17 protein-coding genes are annotated in these 21,012 nt (G+C 37.9%); 9 read left to right on the top strand and 8 right to left on the bottom strand.

Features of this window, described 5'->3' with window-relative positions:
• Nucleotides 1-180: 180 nt before the first annotated feature.
• Nucleotides 181-1,110: a DUF4249 domain-containing protein gene (locus IEX65_RS01710; protein WP_188764010.1), complete on the bottom strand. Its 930-nt coding sequence runs from the start codon at nt 1,108-1,110 to the stop codon at nt 181-183.
• Nucleotides 1,111-1,170: 60 nt separating this feature from the next.
• The gene (locus tag IEX65_RS01705; RefSeq protein ID WP_188764008.1) at nt 1,171-3,618 is read right to left on the bottom strand and encodes a TonB-dependent receptor; all 2,448 of its coding nucleotides are present in this window, start codon (nt 3,616-3,618) and stop codon (nt 1,171-1,173) included.
• Nucleotides 3,619-3,830: 212 nt separating this feature from the next.
• On the opposite strand from IEX65_RS01705, the gene IEX65_RS01700 reads away from it, so the two are divergent.
• Nucleotides 3,831-4,421 carry a hypothetical protein gene (locus tag IEX65_RS01700; RefSeq protein WP_188764006.1) on the top strand — a complete coding sequence of 197 codons (591 nt, stop codon included), beginning with the start codon at nt 3,831-3,833 and terminating at the stop codon, nt 4,419-4,421.
• Nucleotides 4,422-4,565: 144 nt separating this feature from the next.
• Here IEX65_RS01700 and IEX65_RS01695 read toward each other — a convergent pair whose 3' ends face one another.
• Nucleotides 4,566-4,889 (bottom strand): phage holin family protein, encoded by a 324-nt coding sequence (locus IEX65_RS01695; RefSeq protein WP_188764004.1) that lies wholly within the window; start codon nt 4,887-4,889, stop codon nt 4,566-4,568.
• An 85-nt stretch (nt 4,890-4,974) separates the two neighbouring features.
• Nucleotides 4,975-6,675 carry an N-acyl-D-amino-acid deacylase family protein gene (locus IEX65_RS01690; protein ID WP_188764002.1) on the bottom strand — a complete coding sequence of 567 codons (1,701 nt, stop codon included), beginning with the start codon at nt 6,673-6,675 and terminating at the stop codon, nt 4,975-4,977.
• Between the two features lie 274 nt (nt 6,676-6,949).
• Here IEX65_RS01690 and IEX65_RS01685 point away from each other — a divergent pair, with 274 nt between their 5' ends.
• A complete protein-coding gene (locus tag IEX65_RS01685; RefSeq protein WP_188764000.1) occupies nt 6,950-7,735 on the top strand; it encodes a hypothetical protein in 786 nt (261 codons plus the stop codon).
• 106 nt (nt 7,736-7,841) lie between these two features.
• Here the strand turns inward: IEX65_RS01685 and IEX65_RS01680 are convergent, their stop codons facing one another.
• Nucleotides 7,842-8,345, bottom strand: coding sequence for a dihydrofolate reductase (locus IEX65_RS01680; protein ID WP_188763998.1), 504 nt, complete (start codon nt 8,343-8,345; stop codon nt 7,842-7,844).
• A gap of 169 nt (nt 8,346-8,514) precedes the next feature.
• On the opposite strand from IEX65_RS01680, the gene IEX65_RS01675 reads away from it, so the two are divergent.
• The 3 genes from IEX65_RS01675 to IEX65_RS01665 all read left to right on the top strand — a co-directional run bounded on the left by IEX65_RS01675 (nt 8,515) and on the right by IEX65_RS01665 (nt 12,923).
• Nucleotides 8,515-9,930 carry an inorganic phosphate transporter gene (locus IEX65_RS01675; protein ID WP_188763996.1) on the top strand — a complete coding sequence of 472 codons (1,416 nt, stop codon included), beginning with the start codon at nt 8,515-8,517 and terminating at the stop codon, nt 9,928-9,930.
• 178 nt (nt 9,931-10,108) lie between these two features.
• Nucleotides 10,109-11,425, top strand: a complete 1,317-nt coding sequence (locus IEX65_RS01670; RefSeq protein WP_229250478.1) for a putative porin — start codon at nt 10,109-10,111, stop codon at nt 11,423-11,425.
• Between the two features lie 226 nt (nt 11,426-11,651).
• Nucleotides 11,652-12,923: a sterol desaturase family protein gene (locus IEX65_RS01665; protein WP_188763994.1), complete on the top strand. Its 1,272-nt coding sequence runs from the start codon at nt 11,652-11,654 to the stop codon at nt 12,921-12,923.
• Between the two features lie 62 nt (nt 12,924-12,985).
• On the opposite strand, the gene IEX65_RS01660 is transcribed toward IEX65_RS01665, so the two are convergent.
• Nucleotides 12,986-13,900: a patatin-like phospholipase family protein gene (locus IEX65_RS01660; RefSeq protein WP_188763993.1), complete on the bottom strand. Its 915-nt coding sequence runs from the start codon at nt 13,898-13,900 to the stop codon at nt 12,986-12,988.
• Nucleotides 13,901-14,198: 298 nt separating this feature from the next.
• Between IEX65_RS01660 and IEX65_RS01655 the strand changes: the two genes are divergently transcribed.
• The 4 genes from IEX65_RS01655 (at nt 14,199) to IEX65_RS01640 (ending at nt 18,508) form a co-directional block, all read left to right on the top strand.
• Nucleotides 14,199-15,173, top strand: coding sequence for a polyprenyl synthetase family protein (locus tag IEX65_RS01655; protein WP_188763990.1), 975 nt, complete (start codon nt 14,199-14,201; stop codon nt 15,171-15,173).
• Nucleotides 15,174-15,473: 300 nt separating this feature from the next.
• The gene (locus IEX65_RS01650) at nt 15,474-16,229 is read left to right on the top strand and encodes a serine hydrolase (RefSeq protein ID WP_188763988.1); all 756 of its coding nucleotides are present in this window, start codon (nt 15,474-15,476) and stop codon (nt 16,227-16,229) included.
• Nucleotides 16,230-16,351: 122 nt separating this feature from the next.
• Complete coding sequence (locus tag IEX65_RS01645; RefSeq protein ID WP_188763986.1) at nt 16,352-17,518, top strand: RDD family protein; 1,167 nt, start codon at nt 16,352-16,354, stop codon at nt 17,516-17,518.
• 207 nt (nt 17,519-17,725) lie between these two features.
• A complete protein-coding gene (locus IEX65_RS01640; protein ID WP_188763983.1) occupies nt 17,726-18,508 on the top strand; it encodes a hypothetical protein in 783 nt (260 codons plus the stop codon).
• Nucleotides 18,509-18,583: 75 nt separating this feature from the next.
• On the opposite strand, the gene IEX65_RS01635 is transcribed toward IEX65_RS01640, so the two are convergent.
• Both IEX65_RS01635 and IEX65_RS01630 read right to left on the bottom strand, forming a co-directional pair.
• Nucleotides 18,584-20,095, bottom strand: a complete 1,512-nt coding sequence (locus tag IEX65_RS01635) for a choice-of-anchor I family protein (RefSeq protein WP_188763981.1) — start codon at nt 20,093-20,095, stop codon at nt 18,584-18,586.
• A gap of 95 nt (nt 20,096-20,190) precedes the next feature.
• Nucleotides 20,191-20,991, bottom strand: a complete 801-nt coding sequence (locus IEX65_RS01630; protein ID WP_188763979.1) for an Fpg/Nei family DNA glycosylase — start codon at nt 20,989-20,991, stop codon at nt 20,191-20,193.
• Between the last annotated feature and the right edge of the window lie 21 nt (nt 20,992-21,012).

The following is a 21,012-nucleotide window of genomic DNA, read 5'->3' as shown; positions in this document are numbered from 1 at the left end:
GGCGAATGTAGGAGGTAACAAGCCAAATATTATTTTGAATAAAATACTTGTTTTAGTTATAATAAAAATTTGATAAGTATAAAATATGTCTAAGAATTGTGAAGAAAAGAGAAAAAATAAACGCTGGCAAGCAGTTCGGGGGTTAAAACCTTGCCAGCGTTAGTCGATTAGAAGAAATATTTATTTCGCATTAAACTCCTGCCAAGTAGCATTATAAGCACCAAAGCAGCCAAAACCACCATTGATGTTGGTGTAGAGCAGCACTGGCTCAGCAAATGGATTATTGTTTTCTCGTTGTCGGCGGAGCGATGTATGATAATTATAATAATGTATATCGGTCTGAAACAAGCCTACTCTTATTTTATCTAAGCGTTTACTTAGGTCTAATTGTTGACCTTGAATATTTGCTCCAATATTAGTTGGTAAATAATTTCTATTCAATGAAAGCAGTTGACCATCCGTATCTTTATCATCAATTGTACGTAAATCAACGATTGTAGAAATTGGTGTATAAATGATGTTTTTGCCATTCTTTGGGTCGGGAATTCCATAAGTTATAATAAATTCACTGATAGCCCGATAGTAATTATTTTCGCCTGCTTTATCTTGCCAAATCACTTTTACGTCATATTCGGTATTGGTAACTGTATTGCCACGTTGAAAATCATTGACTGCTGTTGAATCAATTTTTACTTCTTTTATCGGAATATTATTCGGAACAGTAGTCGAGGCATTTACTTTTCTACCGTCTGGCGTACTTACGGTAATTGTATAAGTTTTTCCTACCGAAATCGGCAAAGCAGTAGGTAAAGCACGGTAATAACCCAATTTTGCATTATAAATCAGTTGGATTGTCTTACTTCCATCTGATAGACTAACACTTGCGTTCGTGATGTCGTCTCGGACGTCGCCCGTAGTGCCAATAAGTACTTTCGTTTCGGTTACTTTAGCTGCCAAAATCGTATCTTGTGGCGAAATAAAGCAAGCCACAACTAATTTAGAATCAGTTTCGGGTAAAATCGATGGGTCAATTTCTTTTACCAAACTTTCACACGAAAGCAGAAAAAACTGTCCAATTATAAATAAACTATATAAAAATATTTTTTTCATCATCATAAATTTTTCTTAGACTCCCCTTTGAGGCTTGTAGGTAGCCGAGCGGAGCCGAGGCTAAAACTTAAAATTATAACTAAAAGAAGGTATAATCGGGAAAATTGAATAACGCTGTAAAATCGTGATAGACTGACTGCTATTACTTGGGTCAACTTTTGAATTGAGTTGATAAAAAAACGGATTCTTACGATTATAAGCATTATAAATGCTTATTTCCCAAGTACGTTCATGTCGGAGTTTCTTTTTGTGAAACTGCACTCCCAAATCAAGTCTATGATACGGCTCGGCTCGGAAAGTATTTTTCTCACCATATTCCTGTACAGCTCTGCCCGCAAAAAGTGGGCTTACAGGCGTGTTAGAATTATTGATGGCATTATTTGCCCCAAAACGAGTATTGTAATTGCTGTAACCATTATATCTTGAAAGCGGCATCGTCAGTGCATTACCCGTACCATAAACCCAAACTGCCGAAACCGTAATGCTTGGTTTTATATCATAAATACCTACCAGCGATATATCATGTCGGCGGTCGTATCGAGGGAAAAATTCTTTGCCAAAATTTAGTTCATCAAATTGCCATTTTGTCCACGAAAGCGTGTACCCAGCCCAGCCCGAAAACTTGCCAACTTTTTTCTGCAATAAAAACTCCGCTCCGTACGACCACCCTTGCCCAGCCGTTACATTATCTTCCCAACGCACCCGAGTATTACTCGTGGGGTCGTTGACAAGCAGAAAACTTGCCCCTTCTTTATAATTGATGAGTTTATCCATCTTTTTATAATACCCTTCAATCGTAAGAGTTAAGCCCTTTTTATCTAAATCTTTGGCAAAACCCGCCGCCACTTGCTGTGATTGTTGCGGAGCAACTTTATCGGTGCTTGGCACCCAGAGGTCGGTTGGTAAGCCAATACCGGTGTTAGTGAGCAAATGCACATATTGGTTCATCATGGCATAAGAAGCCTTAAAAGCCAAATCTTTGCTAAGTTTATAAGCTGCCGAAAAACGTGGCTCTGGACGCAAATAATCTATGCTCGAAACATGATAATTGCTCACCCGTAGGCCAAGATTCATTTTTAATCGCTCAGTAGCTTGCCATACGTCTTCGGCATAAATTCCAGATTCTATTACGTCTATATTATCGATTTTTGTTTCGTATTTGCTGATATCAGAGTCTTGCAACACCACGGCACTCGGTGTAAAACGATGAAATGTCGATTGGATTCCAAGCTTTAGGGCGTGTTTTGGATTCGGAAAATAATCAAAATCGTATTTGACCGAATAATCTCTAATACCTGAATCGTATTTTAGATTATACACCGAAGTTGTGTTAGTTTGGGTATCAGTAGCATTTTGGGTAGAGCTAATATTAAAGCGATAGCGACTATAAATGAGTGATAAATTGCCAAAAAGCTTCTGTGAATAAAGGTGATTCCAACGCAAAGTGGCTGTTTCGTTGCCCCAGTTTAACCCATTCGACGATAAATTATCTGGACTTGTGGTTTTAGTGTGAAATTTATCTTGTCCAAAATATCCGCTTAAATAAACCTTATCCTTTTGCCCAAAATCATAATTCATTTTGGCGTTCAAGTCATAAAAATAATAACCACCCGTAGTTTGTTCGATAGCATCTTTCTGCGAAGCCTTAATGAGTGGCGAAGCGACAATATCTAAGTAAGTACGTCGGGCAGAAATAATGAAAGATGATTTTGCCGTTTCCTGCTTTTTGGTCTTAATCGGCCCTTCGAGTGTTAATCTTGAAGAAATCAGTCCGATTCCGCCTTCACCATGCAGTTTTTCTTTGTTTCCTTCTTTCATATTCATTTCAATCACCGACGAAAGTCGGCCGCCGAAACGAGCAGGAAAACCTCCTTTGGTGAGTTCTACGCTTTTGAGGGCATCGCCATTGAAAACCGAGAAAAATCCAAATAGGTGATTGGCATTATATACCACGGCATCATCTAAAATTATCAAGTTTTGGTCAGGTCCGCCACCACGCACATAAATTCCCGACTGTCCTTCCGAGCCTTTCTGTACACCTGGCAGGAGTTGAAGCACCTTCAAAACATCTTTTTCGCCCATGAAAGCTGGTATTTTCTTGATTTGATTGATGGGTACATCAATTTTACTCATCTCCACCGACTCGCTCACTCGTTCTTCTTGACGTTTTGATGAAACTACAACTTCGTTGAGCTGATTGGCCGATGCTAACTCTATGTTCATTTCGATATTTTTGTTCAGCACGAACGTTTTCTCGATGCGTTCGTAGCCCACAAACGAAAAAACTAAAGTAGCGGCATCATTGGCTGGAAGTGTGATAGAATAAAAACCATAATTATTGCTGCTCGTGCCGAAAGAACTATTGGGTACGTAAACGTTTACGCCTATGAGTTGCTCTTGACTGCCTTTTTCACGTATATATCCGCTGACGGTAAAGGTTCGTTGAGCAAAAATTGTATGGCTTAGAATAGAAAACAGTACTAAAACTACTTGTATTTTTTTTATCATGGGTAGCAGATTATCCTTTCTATTACTACGAAAAAGAGCCTCTAAAAGTTGTGTAAACCTCAAAATTTAAAAATTATGGTATTTTGCGAAGATTAACAATAAAAAAACATTGCAATAGCTTAAATATCAGTTCTTTAGTATTTATTTGTACAAACAAAAATTGTATTTTTACGGCATCATTAAAAAGTCTTACCTTTAATCATAAAATTATTATGGCAGAGAACGAAAAAAGCGTTACAGATAAAGCAACTGAATTGGCTGGAGAGGCAAAAGCCGCAGCAACCGAAAAATTGAACGATTTGAAAGCTGATGCTGCTGAAGCAATCGGTGATTTGAAAGCAAAAGCATCGGAGTTAGTTAGTGACGAAAAAATCAATGAAGTAAAAGCACAAGCGGCTGAAAAAATTGCAGATTTGAAAGAAGATGCAACCGAAGCAGTAGAAGCAGCTAAAGCAAAAGCACAGGAAGTAGCTGCGGGTGCAAGCGAAAAAATTGCAGATTTGAAAGAAGATGCAGCCGAGGCAGTAGAAGCGGCAAAAGCAAAAGCACAAGAATTGGCAGCTGAAGCATCGGCAACAATCGGTGATTTGAAAGCAAAAGCATCGGAGTTAGTGAGCGATGAGAAAATCAGCGAAGTAAAAGCACAAGCTGCTGAGAAAATCGAAGATTTGAAAGAAGAAGCAGCTGAAGCAGTAGAAGCAGCCAAAGCAAAAGCACAAGAAATTGCAGCCGAAGCAAGCGAAACAGTTGCCGAAGTGACTCAAAAAGCCAAAGGTTTTTGGAGTAAATTATTTGGTAAATAATTTGAGCAATAGATATAAAAAATGGTGAGCCTGCTTGCAAGCTCACCATTTTTTATATTCAGCCTTATTATTGATTTTGCTGTAAGTATTTGATTTTTAATTACTTACTTTTCTATTGACTGCCGACTATTGACCGTCGACTATTTACAAAATACTACTCGCAGCTGCCATGGCTACGGCAATCACCACCGCTGGCAGATAACCGTCAATCGTGAGGTCATCGGTAAACGAGTCAATAACTTTTAGAAGAAAGGCCGTTACGAGCATACGAATAATAAAAGTGAGCATGCCTAAAGTGATGAAATTGAGTGGTACTCGAATCAGAAAGCCAATTGTTGCATTCAGAATACCAAGAATTAATGCTACTACAATGGCAAAAACATAGCTTTTTACGTGTACTTTAGGCCACAAATAAGCGATTCCGAGCAAAACGCCCGCATTAAGTAGAATTTCTAATACAAATCTCATGTTGTTTGGGTTTAATGAATTTTAAAATTATTTACGTTTAGACTAAAAAATTGTGCCACAGTAACTTTAATTATTTTTTGCTGACCTAATCTGTGGACCGTGGACTTTCTTTCTCACTTTTCCAACCTGGCCCTTTTACAAATCTCCCCGATTTTACGCCGGTGTGTTGGCCATTTTTAACCACTTGCTTTCCATTAACAAACACATGAATCATACCTTCTGAAAGCTGATGGGGTTTCTCGAAAGTTGCTTTATCTTGAATCTTATTAGGGTCGAAAATCACAATGTCGGCATAATTACCGACTACTAAACGTCCTCTTTTCTGAATCTTGAGGTTATCACAAGGCAGTGAAGTCAGTTTTCGGATGGCTTCTTGAAGCGTAATCACTTTTTCTTCACGCACGTATTTTCCCAAAAGTCGAGCAAAATTGCCGTAAGCTCTCGGATGATTGCTTGATTTCAAAAATACGCCCGAAGGATTCATCGAGGCAGCATCGGAGCAGAAGCTCATGTACGGTAATTGTATCTGTTTCTTTATGTTTTCTTCGCTCATCAAGAAATACACCACATCAACTCTTGAACCATCCGAAACCACCAAATCCATAGCTGTTTCGTACCAAGTTTTTTCCTTGATGGTTGCTACTTCGGCCAGCGTTTTACCAATATATTTTCTGAGCGAATCTTGCTTAAAACCAATCAGAAGGGTTTTGTCTGCTCCCGCTGCCAAACACAAATTTTCCCAATCATTTTGTGGCGAACTCATTTCACGCCCAACTTGCTCTCTAATTGTACCAGATTGTAGTCGTCTGCTCCATTGGTCGAAGCCCCCTTCTTGTACCCACGGTGGCATTGCGGCATCAAGTCCAGTAGCTCCTGCAATGTAGTTGTACATATCGGCAGTTATATTAATTCCTGCTTTTCTGGCACTGTCAATTTTAGCAATTACTTTATCTATTTTATACCAGTTGTTTTTACCTGCGGCCTTTAAATGATAAATTTCAGCGTGAATATTGGCCTCTTTTGCAATTCTTATTAGCTCATCAGTGGCTTCTTCTAGTTTGTTTCCTTCGCTTCTCATGTGAGAAATATAGGTACCGCCATATTCGGAAGCTACTTTCGATAATTCGATAAGTTCGTGCGTATTAGAGTATGTTCCTGGAGTATAAATCAATGCCGATGCCACGCCCATTGCACCTTCTTCCATTGCCAGTTTTACGTGTTTTTTCATACGTTCGAGTTCATCAGGTTTAGGCGGACGGTTGGCATAGCCCAGTTCCATTGCTCTAACGGTCGATGCTCCAACAAACGAAGCCACATTGGTCGAAACTCCACGTTTTTCTAAGTAAGCAAGATATTCGCCCAATGTATTCCACGGAATATCGTACTTAATATTTCCTTGCGATTTTTTTGCATCGACCTTCATTGCATCGCTGATTGGCCCCATCGAATCGCCTTCGCCCATTACTTCGAGCGTAACGCCCTGCATGATTTCGCCCATCGAACGCCCATCTTCAATCAAACTTTCGGTACTCCAACTCAGCATATTTACAAAGCCAGGGGCAACTGCCATGCCTTTCGCATCAACTACTTCGTCGGCGTCAGCATAATAACTTAAGTTTCCCACAAAGGCAATCGTATCATTTTTAATGGCAATATCGGCCAAAATAGGAGTAGTTCCGTTGCCGTCGAAGATAAGACCATTCTTGATGATGAGGTCATATTTATTCTGATTGCAGGAAAATAGCAACAGCAGGCTGCTAAAAAAGAGTAGTTTATGGGGTTTCATGTAGGTTTGAATCAATTTGACCTAAAAATATAGAAAAACCATAAGTAATGAAATCTTTACAGACCATAAAGCGAGATTTTATTTTATCCCGTAGGGATTTAATATCGGTAGTATTGAATAATTCAATTCCTTTTTGATGCCGTATATCATACCATTGTGTCTGGAATTATATTTATTTTTATAAGGAAAGAATCAATAAATTCCGACTTTGAAATCCATCTTTTGCTAAAAAATACGTTATTTGAACTCTAATACCACAAACACTCATTTTGCCATGAAGAACCCCTTTTTGTTATATACACTTTTAATTTTGATGGAAACCCCAATTTTTGCTCAATCATTTCTCGGCAACTGGCAAGGTCAGGTAAAAGGAAGCAATGGAAGTTTGAAAGCTGAATTATCTTTAAAAACAGCCAATACCAATCAAATAACGGGGCAAATGTTGGTGTTTTCGAGTGGAGAAACAAACGCTTATCAAATCAAAGGAGTTTCCACGGGTAACACTGCCACTGGCACACTCACTTACAATGATGGAACGGTATTTACGTTTTCGATGCAGTTACAAAATAATGCCATTCAGCAGAAAATCAGTTATAATAATCAAGTGATTTTAGAGGGTAGTTTTGCAAAAGCAGGAACGCCTGTTTCGTCGCCCACGACCAACACCGCCGTTAAAGCCGACGGCTTGCCACGTGACCCAAATTTAGTTGGGAAATGGACTCATCAAGAAAATTATTCATCGAATGGTGGTTTTTATGGTGGCAGTAGCACGTCTATTATCTTGAATGCTGATGGCACGATTGACGATGGAGCCTCAAGTTCGTATGTGAGCGGCCCAAATAGCTCTGGTAATTCTTCGGGTGGAGGAAATTCGGATATTGCCCAAGTAAAAGCAATGGGAGCAAGGTGGTTTACGAAGGGAAATATTCTTTACTGGCGAGTAAATATCAATGGTAAAATCACCGATGTTCCTAATTCAAAATATTATATAGAAAAAGGGGCATTACTGCTAACTGATGTAAATACTGGCAAAAAAATGCTCTATTATAAAGGAAAGTAATCAGGTGTAAAGACCAAAATTATAGAATAAAAACAAAAAGTGACTTGCTGATAAACAGCATTATTCATTCTCAATTATCCATTTTTAATTGTGCGTCAGCACTTAATTACTTTCGCACATAAGTCAAAATCGAAATATCGTAGGGAGTATTTTGTCCTGCTGAAAACTCCTTACGTTCGGTAATAGTGAATTCGCTTTCATCAAACTCAGGGAAAAAGGCATCTCCTTCAAAGGTTTCGTGAACGAGCGTGAGATAAATCTTATCGGCATACGGAATCGAGAGTCTGAATATTTCTTCGCCGCCCAACACAAATACCTCATCGTCAGATTTGCACTTTTCAAAGGCTTCTTCCAAACTGCTTACAACTTCAAAGCCCTCATCCGCTACATAATCGGCTTGACGAGTAATTACGTAATTGCCTACTTCTGACCAAATTCGGTGCGGATTATCGTAGCTTTTACGCCCCATTATCATTTTTTTGCCTTTTGTTACTTTTTTAAGATTATCCCAATCGGCAGCAATAGGTTCCCAGGGCAGGGCATTGTTCAATCCAATTGCACGATTTTCACTCATAGCAGCAATTAATGAAATAGTTGTTTGTTTTGTCATTATTTAATGTAAATTTTACTTGAAAATGTGCAAATTATTTCAATATTACGCAAGTCTTAACAATTTCATAACATTGGATTTTTCTTGGAATAATCAAAAATACTCAATTTTGTACTAAAATTATAAACACCAATAGAATCAATTAATCTTTAACTAAACTCTAAATCTTATGTTTGGCTTAGAAACCGACATTTTCCTATTACTGTCATTCTGCATTTTAGCCGCTTGTGCATTTGAATTTATCAATGGATTTCATGATACTGCCAATGCCGTTGCAACCGTAATTTATACCAACTCACTCAAGCCAACTCAGGCGGTTGTGTGGTCGGGCCTTGTCAATTTCATTGGAGTTGTCACTGGCGGTGTAGGCGTCGGAATGAGTATCGTAAACCTTCTTCCAGTAGAACTACTAATCGACCAAAATGTTTATCATAGTATTGCAATGGTGCTTGCTCTTTTGTTTAGTGCAATCATCTGGAACTTCGGTACTTGGTATTTTGGTATTCCTGCGTCAAGCTCACATACATTAATCGGTGCAATCTTAGGAGTAGGCTTAGGCTATGCTCTATTACCTGATAATAAAATGGGTATTGCAGCCGTAAACTGGGATAAAGCTAAAGAAATCTTCTCGGCATTATTATTATCGCCGATGGTAGGTTTTGCGATGGCAGTTTTCTTGATGTTTGCTTTACGTCGTTTATTAAGTAAGCCAATCAGAAAACAAGTTTTTGAAGAGCCAAACAAAGATGAAGCTCCACCATTTTGGATTCGTGCAATCTTGATTTCTACTTGTACGTTGGTGAGTTTCTTCCACGGCCGTAATGATGGACAAAAGGGAATTGGTCTTGTAATGTTGATTTTGATTGGAGTATTGCCAACCTATTTTGCTATTAATAAAACAGTTGATTTCAATACATTAAAGCCTGAGTTAGCTACAATTTCGAGCCAAATTGCTCTGATTGATACAACTCACGCCTCAACTGCCGAAAAAGAGAAAATCGCTAAAGTAAATAAGAGCATTAAATTCTTAAATTCAGTTGCTGATAGTGGTAAAGTCGAGAAAACAAATGCTTTGGATATTCGTAAGGCTTTGTTGACAATCAGTAGCAATACTAAGAAATTAGTAGAGGACGACGAAATTGTATTGAGCGATAACAGCAAAACAATTTTAAAAAACCTTGCAACTAAAGAAGAAAAAGGAATCCGTCGTTTCACCGACCACGCTCCAATGTGGGTTATCTTAATGATTTCGTTATCATTGGGTCTTGGTACAATGATTGGTTGGAAACGTATCGTAGTAACAGTTGGTGAAAAAATCGGTAAATCTCACCTTACGTATGCACAAGGTGCCTCGGCCGAACTCGTTGCTGCAACTACAATCGGTTTAGCTTCTTGGTTCAAGCTTCCAGTAAGTACAACACACGCATTATCTTCGGGTATTGCAGGTACGATGGTAGCCAGCAAAGGTATCAAAAACTTACAGGCAGGAACAATCAAAAATATTCTCTTAGCTTGGGTATTGACCTTACCAGTAGCCATCATTCTTTCGGCTTCATTATTCGTATTCTTCCGTTGGTTGTTATAATCAAGGGAGTCTTACAATCAATAATATTAAGATTAAAAAAAATAACAGAGATACCGCCAAGAGGGGGTATCTCTGTTAGTCCATTATCCTGTATAGTTTACCAATAATACTATCAAGGAATACTAACTTATTTATATTACGATACGACCTAATACCTCGTATTTACCAAAACACCAATATGAAATTCTTCCAAAAATCACTCTCATTGAGAGTGCTGACACTTGCTATGCTTATGTTTAGCATTTCTGCAGTTAGCTATGGGCAACAAAAAGGCTCATTAATGGACTTTGATACCACAGTCGTAAAAAAGCTCATATCAACGCTCAAAAAATATGAATATGTGGGCATTAGTGGGTATATACAGCCGCAATATCAATTCATTCAGACCGAAGGAGCTAAATCATTTAATGGTGGCGATTACACGGCCAATACAAATAATCGTTTTACGCTTCGTCGTGGCCGTCTTCGTTTCGATTATGCTCGTTTTGATAAAAATAATCTACCTCAGATAAATTTTGTTTTTCAGTTTGATGGAACAGAACGTGGTGTTGTGATTAGAGATTTTTGGGGACGTTTCTATGAGAATAAATTGAATTTGTTCTCGGTTACGACTGGTATGTTTGCCCGACCGTTCGGTTTTGAAGTAAATTATGGTTCTGCCGACCGTGAATCGCTCGAACGTGGTCGTATGTCACAGATACTAATGAAAGTTGAGCGAGATATGGGAGCAATGATTTCATTAGAGCCTCGTACAAAACAGTCGTTTGCCAAATATTTGAAATTCGATATTGGAGCTTTTAATGGTCAAGGCCTGACAGCTACGACTGATTTTGATAACCACAAAGACCTCATTACTCGTTTTTCAATTAAACCTTACAAGGTTTCTCCAAAATTAATTGTCAGTGGAAGTGTTTCTGGTTTATTCGGGGGCATGGAGCAGTTTACAAAGTACATCTACAAAATGTCGAACAATCAATCTTTTATGGTTGATTCATCGGCATCAAATGTCGGTAAAATTGCTCCACGAAAATACTACGGTGCTGATGTACAGATAAAAATACCAAACCGAGTAGGGCAGACCGAATTTAGAGCAGAGTATATCAGAGGAACACAAACAGCCACACAGAGTTCAAGCGAAACTCCAGCAGTAATTCCAACATCAAACGGTAAAAATGCTCCACTATACATTCGTAATTTTGATGGTGCATATTTTTATTTCTTGCAGCATTTAGGAAGCAAAAAACATCAGTTTGTAGCAAAATATGATTGGTATGACCCAAATAAAAAAGTGAAAGGCACAGAAATCGGCAAAGCATTTACTGCAGCCGATGTCCGATTCAATACTTTAGGTGTAGGCTATGTGGTTTATCCTAACGATAACCTGAGAGTTACGTTTTGGTACGAAATGCCCAAAAACGAAAAAACAAGCTTGACAGATTATTCAACCGATATAAAAGACAATAACTTTACTTGTCGTGTACAATATCGTTTCTGAGGAAATATAAAACAAAGAAGAAAATCCTGCCGAAATCTCCGCAGGATTTTTTTATGCTCAAAATTTTGTTCTTTTATAAAAATCAAAATACTTTTTCATAAATTTGTACAATATTCAGTATGCAAGCATACTAAATTAAGCTTTTGTCAGAAGAATTACTTTTCAAGTTCTTTTGAAAAACTTTAATTCTTAATTTTAAATTCTAAATTCTTAATTGCGTCAGCAAATGGAAACCTACGGTAAAATTCTTACGATTGCCAGTCCGCTATTTTTACTTTTAGTGCTTATCGAAAAGGCGTATGGTCACTTTGCCCGAAAAGATTCATTTAAGGCAATGGATATGATTTCGAGCTTGACTTCGGGTTATACCAATTCGGTGAAAGATGTTTTGGGGCTGAGTGTTTCGATTCTTTCTTACGAATGGATGGTAAGACATTGGACACTCTACAAAATTGAGTCAACGATTTGGGTTTATATCATTGCCTTCGTTTCTCTCGATTTGACTGGCTATTTGGTGCATCGGATGGCTCATTCAATTAATTTCTTTTGGAATAAACACGCCATTCACCACAGTAGCGAAGAGTTTAATTTGGCCTGTGCTTTACGCCAAAGTATTTCGTCGTTTGTAAGCTTGTTTACGATTTTTTTGCTACCTGCTGCATTGCTGGGCGTAGAACCAAAGGTGATAGCCATTGTGGCTCCATTGCATCTTTTTGCACAGTTTTGGTATCATACGGTTTATATTGGCAAGATGGGAATCCTTGAAAAAATCATCGTTACGCCCTCGCACCACCGAGTACATCATGCCATCAACCCTGAGTATTTAGATAAAAACCACGGACAGATTTTTATTATTTGGGATAAACTTTTTGGTACTTTTCAAGAAGAATTACCCGACGTTCCGCCAGTTTATGGTATCACTCGCCCCGCCAGTACTTGGAATCCGATAAAGATAAATTTTCAGCATTTGTGGTTTCTGATAAAAGATGCTTATCGTACAAATAGTTTGAAAGATAAATTCAGAATTTGGTTTATGCCCACAGGCTGGCGACCAGCCGATGTAGCAGCACGTTTTCCTGATAAAAAAATAGAAGACCCGTATAATTTCGAGAAATACGCTCCTAAAACTTCTAAACCAATGCTGGTTTGGATATGGTTTCAGTTTTTGTTTACTTTTGGAATGTTGTATTATTTCTTTGGGAATATCGCCAAATTTGGTGTGCCAAATATGTTTGTTTACGGCGGATTTATCTACCTAACTATTTTTGCTTATACCGAATTGATGGACAGAAACCCTTACGCACTCGCTTGGGAAGTGCTCAAAAATATCATAGGTTTTGCTTTAATATACCAAATGGGCGATTGGTTTGGTAGTAGTGCTAAATATCCGTGGGCTTCGGCCGTGATGATGGCTTACTTTGTACTTTCAACGGCCGTTACGTTTTATTTTGTATGGTTTGAGATTCGAGAAGAAAGCAAGGAAATAACTCTGGCGTAGGAATTTGCTAAGAGGAGTCAGATATAAAGAGCGGCACATCTTTGTGATGTACCGCTCTTGTTTTAATGCCCAAACAAAGTCTGATGCCCATATTCGTAGCCTTGTTTGATGATTTCCTTTACATCTTTGGTCGTAAAATCGGTTAGTTCAATATGCAGTGGTTCTTTTGGTCGAATAACCGTAAGTTTGATTTTCTTCGTAATACTAAACGGCCCAATACTCGCATAGTTTTGGGCATAATTTTCGGCCCATTCAATATCACTATTCTCAAACTGATTGACCGTAATATCTTTTATACGCTCAATCAGGCTAAAAAAACTACGATAATTAAAATGCTCTAATGGACGGTTTTTCGGGTGAGTAGCCACACAATAAATTTCGGTTGCTCCATCTTCAATGGCTTTGCGGAGCGGCACAACTTCTCGCAATCCTCCATCCATGTACGCCTGACGGTGGTCGCCGCCAATCTGAATGGCTGGCATAATAAACGGCAACGAACTACTGGCACGCAGATAATCCAAAAAATGCTGTTCGAGCGGGTCGGTGTAGTGCATTTCGCCCGAATTTATATTTACAGCCCCAACTTTTAGTTTTATGGGGCTTTTTCGCATCGTCGTTACATCCAAATATTTTTTAAGTTTTTCGTGTAATGGATTAGTATCAATCAAGCCATCAAATCGACTCAAAAGGGTATCAATTCCCAACGAAAACTTCGATTTCAGCACGCCAATATCCGAAGGTTGGGTAATATTTTCGAGCCAAAATTGTAGTAGTTTTTTATTCACCAAATCCCAGTCGATTTTACCTTTTTCGAGGTGCTGTTTGCCCGCTTCATTGACCATGAACGAGCCATTTAAAGCTCCCGCCGAAATTCCATAAATCATTTCTGGCTTGAAACCCGTATCTAAAATTGCATGAATCACACCTACTTGCCAAGCCCCTTTGAGTGAGCCACCACCTAAAACTAATGCCCTCATTTATAAAAGTATTTTTTTATCACGCCAATAATACGACGAAAATAACTAATTTTGAAAAAAAGTTTAGCAAATACACTACTCAAAAAGTAAACCTTATTGTCTGACAGTATGTTTACTATTCAAATGAGCGTTTTTACTCAAAAAATATCAAAAATAAGTTTTCAAAATTGATATAATTCAAGAAAAATTTGAACAAAAGCATTAAAAATAATATATTTTTCTTTAATCTGCTCAATAAGTCAGAAATCAATCGTAAAATTGCACACGCAGGGCAAAACAACATTTTGCTCACCTCTTCATGTCGTTAGATATTAACCAAATACAAGCCCCAATCGAACAAGATTTGGAGATTTTCGAGAAGAAATTCCGCCAGTCGATGAAGACCGACGTGATGTTGCTCGACCAAATCATGAAATACATTATTCATCGGAAAGGCAAGCAAATTCGTCCGATGTTTGTATTTCTAACCGCTGGAACTATCGGGCAAATCAACGAAGCTACGTATCGTGGTGCAGCCCTTATTGAACTCTTGCATACGGCTACCCTCGTGCATGACGATGTGGTTGATGATTCAAACTACCGCCGTGGATTTTTCTCAATTAAGGCACTTTGGAAAAATAAAATTGCCGTTTTGGTGGGCGACTATCTACTTTCTCGTGGTTTACTTCTAAGCGTTGATAATGGTGATTATGATTTACTAAAAATTGTTTCGACTGCCGTAAAAGAATTGAGTGAAGGCGAATTACTACAAATCGAAAAAGCTCGCAAACTCGATATTACCGAAGACGTGTATTATGAAGTAATTCGCCAAAAAACAGCCTCTTTGATAGCCTCTTGTTGTGCAGTTGGAGCGGCCTCAGTTGGTGCAAGTGCCGAAGTTGTGGCCAAAGCCAAACTTTTAGGCGAAAAAATCGGCATGGCTTTTCAGATAAAAGATGACCTTTTTGATTATGGCGATGCTGAAATCGGCAAACCAACGGGCATTGACATAAAAGAAAAGAAAATGACTTTGCCGCTGATTTATGCCCTCAATCATGCGTCGTGGTCTGACAAACGCAATATTATTAATTTAGTAAAAAATCACTCTGAAAATCCTAGAAAAGTAGCGGAAGTGATTGATTTTGTAAAAAAATCAGGTGGAATTCAATATACCACCGAAGTAATGAAACGCTTCGTTCAAGAAGCCAACGATATCCTCTTTACATTTCCCGACTCTGCTTTCCGTCAATCATTACACGACTTAGTGCTGTTTTCTATTGAACGTACTAAATAACTTATAAATTCAAAATAAACTATTTGTTTAAATGTTCCATATATCTTATTTAAATTAAATATATTGAATATATAGTTTGATTTATAAATTTAATTTGAGCTATTTATTTTGAATATATTAATGTATTTGAATTGATTATTTAATTAGTCTTAGTTGTATATATTGCATATTTTGAAATAAAAATATATTTAGAAGTTTCAATAAAAAATGAAAATTATATTTAAAACTTTAATAATGAGCCTGTTAGTAAATAGCGTAATAGCTCAGACAACTGAAAAAAAGGTTAATAAAGTCCAAATAATGGACTATCTCGCTAAACTTCCATCAGGAATAAAGGTGACAATGGCAGTGGAGAACATGGAAGGTAAATCTTATTTTGAACACAGAACTGATGTAAAAGTACCATCGGCAAGTGTTATAAAAGTGCCGATTCTGATGTCTTTGATGGAAAAGGCACAATTGAATGAGATTAATTTATCGAAAGTTCATCGTTTGACCAATGCCGAAAAGGCTGGTGGCTCGGGTGTTTTGATGAATGCTTCGGAAGGAAAAAAGCTGACAATCCGAGAGATTGCCCAAGAGATGATTCGCACAAGCGATAATACAGCTACTAATATTCTGATTCGTGAAATCGGAATGGAGACGATTAACCAAAATCTAACAAAATGGGGGGCTACAAAAACACGCCTAAATCGTGTGATGATGGATGTAGAAGCCGTGAAACAAGGACGTGAAAATTATGTTAATGCGTTGGAAATCAATGCTTTGTTACGAATGATTTATGATAAGAAAGTAGCAAATCCGATACTTTGTGATGAAATGATAAGCATGTTAAAAAACTGCGAGGACGAAACGACGATTCCGAGTCAGCTACCTAAAGATTTAGAGATTGCTCATAAAACTGGTACGCTCGCATACGTTAGGGGCGATGCTGCTATTGTTTTCACTACCCAGCCTTTTGTGATGTCAATCTTTATTGAAGGCTTCGACAAAGAAGCAACTGCCGAAAAAATAATTGGAGATTTAGCTAAAATTTGTTGGGAGGGCTTGAAGTGAGGTTGATAATATAACGTTTGGTGCTTGATTGGTATAAATATTGATAAGGATGTTTGTTTTACAAAAGTATTTTTTAGTTTTACTTTTTCTACACTAAAACAAAAATCTAAGCACACGTTCTTATGAAACACTTTTTCCTGAACACAATCTCATTTTTAAAAAGAATTAGCTTTCTTTATCGATTAGTTGGCATCGTGATGGCCTATTTTGTTATTTCAAGCATAGCAATTCCCGATATTAGATTTAACATGGCATCAAGCAAACCTGTTGAGATGACGCTTGATGAATTATTTAAAACCCCAAAAGAACAACTTCCCCGTTATTTGAAAATCAAAGATGCTGTTGTACCTGCTGGCTCCTATGTAGAAACCAGAAAAGGTAAAACAAATTCCCTTCAAGAGATTTATTACCCTGTTTATCCAAGTCAAGATGTGAAAATTCCGCTCTCGGAACTTAATAAAGAAGGAGTTTCGACTCAGCCAAATGGTTCAAAGATTGTTGTGGATACAACTGGAAAATTATCACTCGTTAAAAACACGGATAAAATAAATGCAAAGTTGGTTATCCATGATACGCACATACAAGAAAGTGATTTGGATAGTACAGGTAAGTATTTTTCTTCGCCAGATTTTACTATTGAAGGTAAATTTGATGGTAGTCAACTTGGTAGTGATATTGTGAAACTATTTACAGATGCAGGACTTAATATTGAAGAAGATGCGATTTTATTGCACCGTGGTGATAGCGGAATGAGTACACCAACTGCTATATTATTGACTTTAATGGCTGCTTTAGTTGGGATTTTAGCTATTCTTACTTTTATTCCGCAAGATAATTTACTCAAATTTGCTGGAATTGGTGGTACTTGGGATGAGTACGTAGCCGCAAATACGGTTACGCTCGAAGGAATTACACCAGCAAGTATGGGGAAAAGAATTGGAGCTTATGTGATTGACTACATTATTTTGTATGCTATTTTGTATGTTTTTTCGGGTAATGATTATGTGTATGTCATATTTGTAGGAGCAAGTTTTGTTTATTTTTCTGCTTGTGATATTTTCCTAAGAGGGTCTTCGGTAGGAAAAATGATATTTAAGCAAACTATATCGCCAACTAAATTAGGCGAAGAAATAACTCAAAATACGCTTTTGATTAGAAATCTGATAAAATCAATATTCAGTTTTTTCCCGTTAATATATTTGGTAGCTTTGGCAAATCCAGCAAGACAAACTTTGCATGATATGGCAGCAAAAACAACAGTAATTGACAAAAAGTCTGAGAAGATATAAAGACTTATAATATTTAGATTTCGCTCCAACAGTATCATATAGTTTACACATGGATTATATGATATTGTTGGAGTTTTTTTGTCAGAAAATAATGTGATTTATCTGAGTACAATGATAATAGGCGAAACCCGAAAAGCCTCATAATGTGAGTAGGGACGGATTGCCGAAAACGTATAGAGTAGGCATTATTTAAGCTATTATAGAGTCATGAAAAAAAGTATTTATTTGTTTACATTCGTTTTTTATTTGGCCTTGAACGGTCAAATTTTTGCCCAAGGTTGGGAACAAGTTGGGCGTGAAGGCGACTGGAAAAATACGGCAGGAATTGTTTCGATGAATGGTTATTTGTATAGCCTTGAACACGATGGTACACTTTTCAGAACCGATAAAAATGGTAGATACGAACAACTTGGGAAAGCAGGAAGCTTTGCCAATGTAGAGTTTGGAGTAGCCTTAGATGGCGAAATTTGGACAATTGAAAACGGGAATCTATACCGAAATGATGCCCGCACATTGGCTTGGATTCAGATTGGAAAATCTGGTGACTGGAAAAATACAGCGGCCGCAGCAGCAATGGATGGTAAATTATATACGATTGAAACGGATGGTACGCTTTATGAAACTTCAAAAGATGGTTCGTGGCGTCCGATAGGAAATAAGGGTGAATTTAAGGAAGTAAGTATGCTCCAAGCAATGGATAGTTATTTGTGGACGATTGAAAATGGTACTTTATACCGCACAAGTATTAAAGCCATGCGATGGGAACAGATTAGTAAAGAAGGTGATTTTGCCGAAACGATTGCAATGGTGGCTGAGGGTGGTTTTTTGTGGAGTGTTGAGCAAGATGGCACACTGTTTAAAAATGATAAAAATGGTAATTATCAACAAGTTGGAGAGAAAGGACTACTCAAAGACGTAAATATGATTGCAGCAATGGGAGGACGACTTTATGTAGTTGAAAATGGTACACTTTACAGAACTACCAATTAAGAATTGATTGGTAGTTAAGAAAAATGCCCGCTACGAAATAGCGGGCATTTTTCGTTTATTTTGTTTTGAAACCGATTATAACTTAGTTGCTTTATAAACTTTTATCAAACCATCGTTTTCACTACTTACAACGATTAAACTTTGTTGAATAGGACTTTTGGATGCCGAAATAAACAAAACACCTTCGGGTGCATCGCCAGTTTTAATCATTTTTATGAATACGGGTGCAGTCGGATTTGTGATGTCATAAACTGCCAAGGCATCGACTCTTTCAAGGCCAACATAAGCTACGAGTTTTGAGCCTACTCTGCCGATAGTAATTGCTTCTGGCTCAACTGATTTATCATCGCTGCGGGTATCATCATAAACACCGAGGTCTTTAGCTTTGATGTCTAATTCGTTTTTGCTGTCAAAAACAAGTTGCCCCGAAGTAGCGTTCCACACTGAAAACGACCTCGCTCCAAAACTATAAAGTGCATCGTAGTCGCCATCGCCATCTTTATCACCGAGTGTGCTTGTTACGTTCAATCTTCCCATTTGCGTATCACCTTTCAAAATAGTTGCATTTGGGAAGGCAGTTGGGTCTAAATTTAATGTTCCAACACGCTTTACTTCACTAAACGCCGTATATTCACGAGAATCCCCTTCGTTAGCCGTGAATAAATAGGGTGTACCATTATAGTTTGTATAGGCAATAGCATCGGGCATATAAATACCGTAAGCCTTCCAACTATTAAATGCAATAGTGTTATCTCTGTCGCTGATGTCGGTTGCGTTGGTGGTGACTGAATAATCTTTAAAACCAAGTGGAGAAATTTTGGTGATAGTCCCCGTGGAGATATTGATTTCGGCAATGGCATTGTTTTCTTGAAGTGTAACCCAAGCAGTTTTTGAGTCATCAGAAACCGTAATGTATTCAGGCTCAATATCTTTTACAAAATCTTTATTTGGGCCAAAAACTCTAAAACCTTTGCTTGTTAGGTCGGTTAGTTGACTCGCAAATGAGGAGAAATTGACAGTTTTTACTGCATAATTATTGACTACATCAATGATTGAAATCGAACCATCGGGGTCGTTAGTGTAAGCTGCATTTGGCTCGCCTTCGTTGGCCGAAAGAATGTATTTTCCATCGGGGCTATACGTAACCATATCGGGCAAAGCTCCGACCGTAATCACCTTTTCTTCAGCATAGGTTGAGGCATTGAAAATGACAATTTTACCAGCTGCTTGTTTATCTGTTGACTCAATTGCAGCGGCTACTTTTCCGTTATAGGCCGAAACACTATTTACGTAGCCACCGTAAGGTGTCATACTAATTGAATGAATGACCGAAATACTGGCAGGGTTTGAGAAATCAATGACATCAATTTTGTTTTCTTTGCCATTATTTACAGCAAACAAACGCTTGGTGGTAGGGTCAAAAGTAGTGATTTCGGCAGCTCCAGCACCACCTAAATTTAGTGAAGCAATCTCGGTATAAGAGCTGAGGTCTTCGTTTACTGTAAATTCCAGAGCAGGAACTTCTTCTTTATTACAACTTAATAGTGTGGCAGCAATGACTGAAGCCAATAGGATAATTTTTTTCATTTACTTTGGTTTTTTGGCAAAAGTAAGTGTCGAAAATTAGCCTAATATTAAGTAATGGTCATCAAATTGTAAATGAGAATAAGTTGTATTAAGCCTTACTGCTGTCGATTCTTGCAAAAGAACGTAGTGCGGCCGCCCACTTTTGAAATACTGATTGTTTCGCCACATTCGGGGCATTTTCCTATTAAATCTTGTTGTTGAATTCCCCAACCTCGTGCGTGAATGAGGAAGTTTCGTGGAAAATCATCATAATTTGCTTGGCAATCAATGGCGGTTTGAATCACCAATTTGATGGCTTCATGTATTTCAACTATTTCATTATCAATTAGTTGGCTCGAAATGCGTTCGGGATGAATTTTTGCTTGAAACAACACGTCATCAACAATCCAATTACCAATTCCTGCTACGGTCGATTGGTCGAGTAGAACAGATTTGATGGGTGCGTTTTTCTTCTTTAGCGTTTTACTTAATTCTTGCACTGAAATTTCGAGGGCATCTTTGTTTATTTTCTTTCGTGTAAGATATTCATCAATGTTTTCTACGATTCCAATTCTTTCAAATTTTCTTGGACATAAAAATCCGAGTTTGAAGCCATTGGCAAAACGAAAAACTATTCGAGCAAAACGTGGGGTATCTTCTTCGTCTCGGAAATAAGCCAAATCACCCGTCATACCGAAGTGAAAATGTAGCCAATAAGGAGCATCGAGTTGAGCAAAAAGGTTTTTACCGATGCGTTTGGTACCAATAAACTGCTTATTTCGTAGTTTTTCTACCAGAACATCATAATCGGTTGTGAGAAGTTTGGTGTCTTGCACATAGACATCAGCAATGGGCTGATACAAACTTGTTTCTTCAAAATATCGGCGGTAGGTTTCTACTTCTGGAAGTTCGGGCATACTATTTTGTTTTCGCTTTCA

Source organism: Emticicia aquatilis, from assembly GCF_014644295.1.
Taxonomy (GTDB): domain Bacteria; phylum Bacteroidota; class Bacteroidia; order Cytophagales; family Spirosomataceae; genus Emticicia; species Emticicia aquatilis.
The sequence above is the reverse complement of the archived record's forward strand: the minus strand, read 5'-3'. Positions and strand labels throughout refer to the sequence as shown.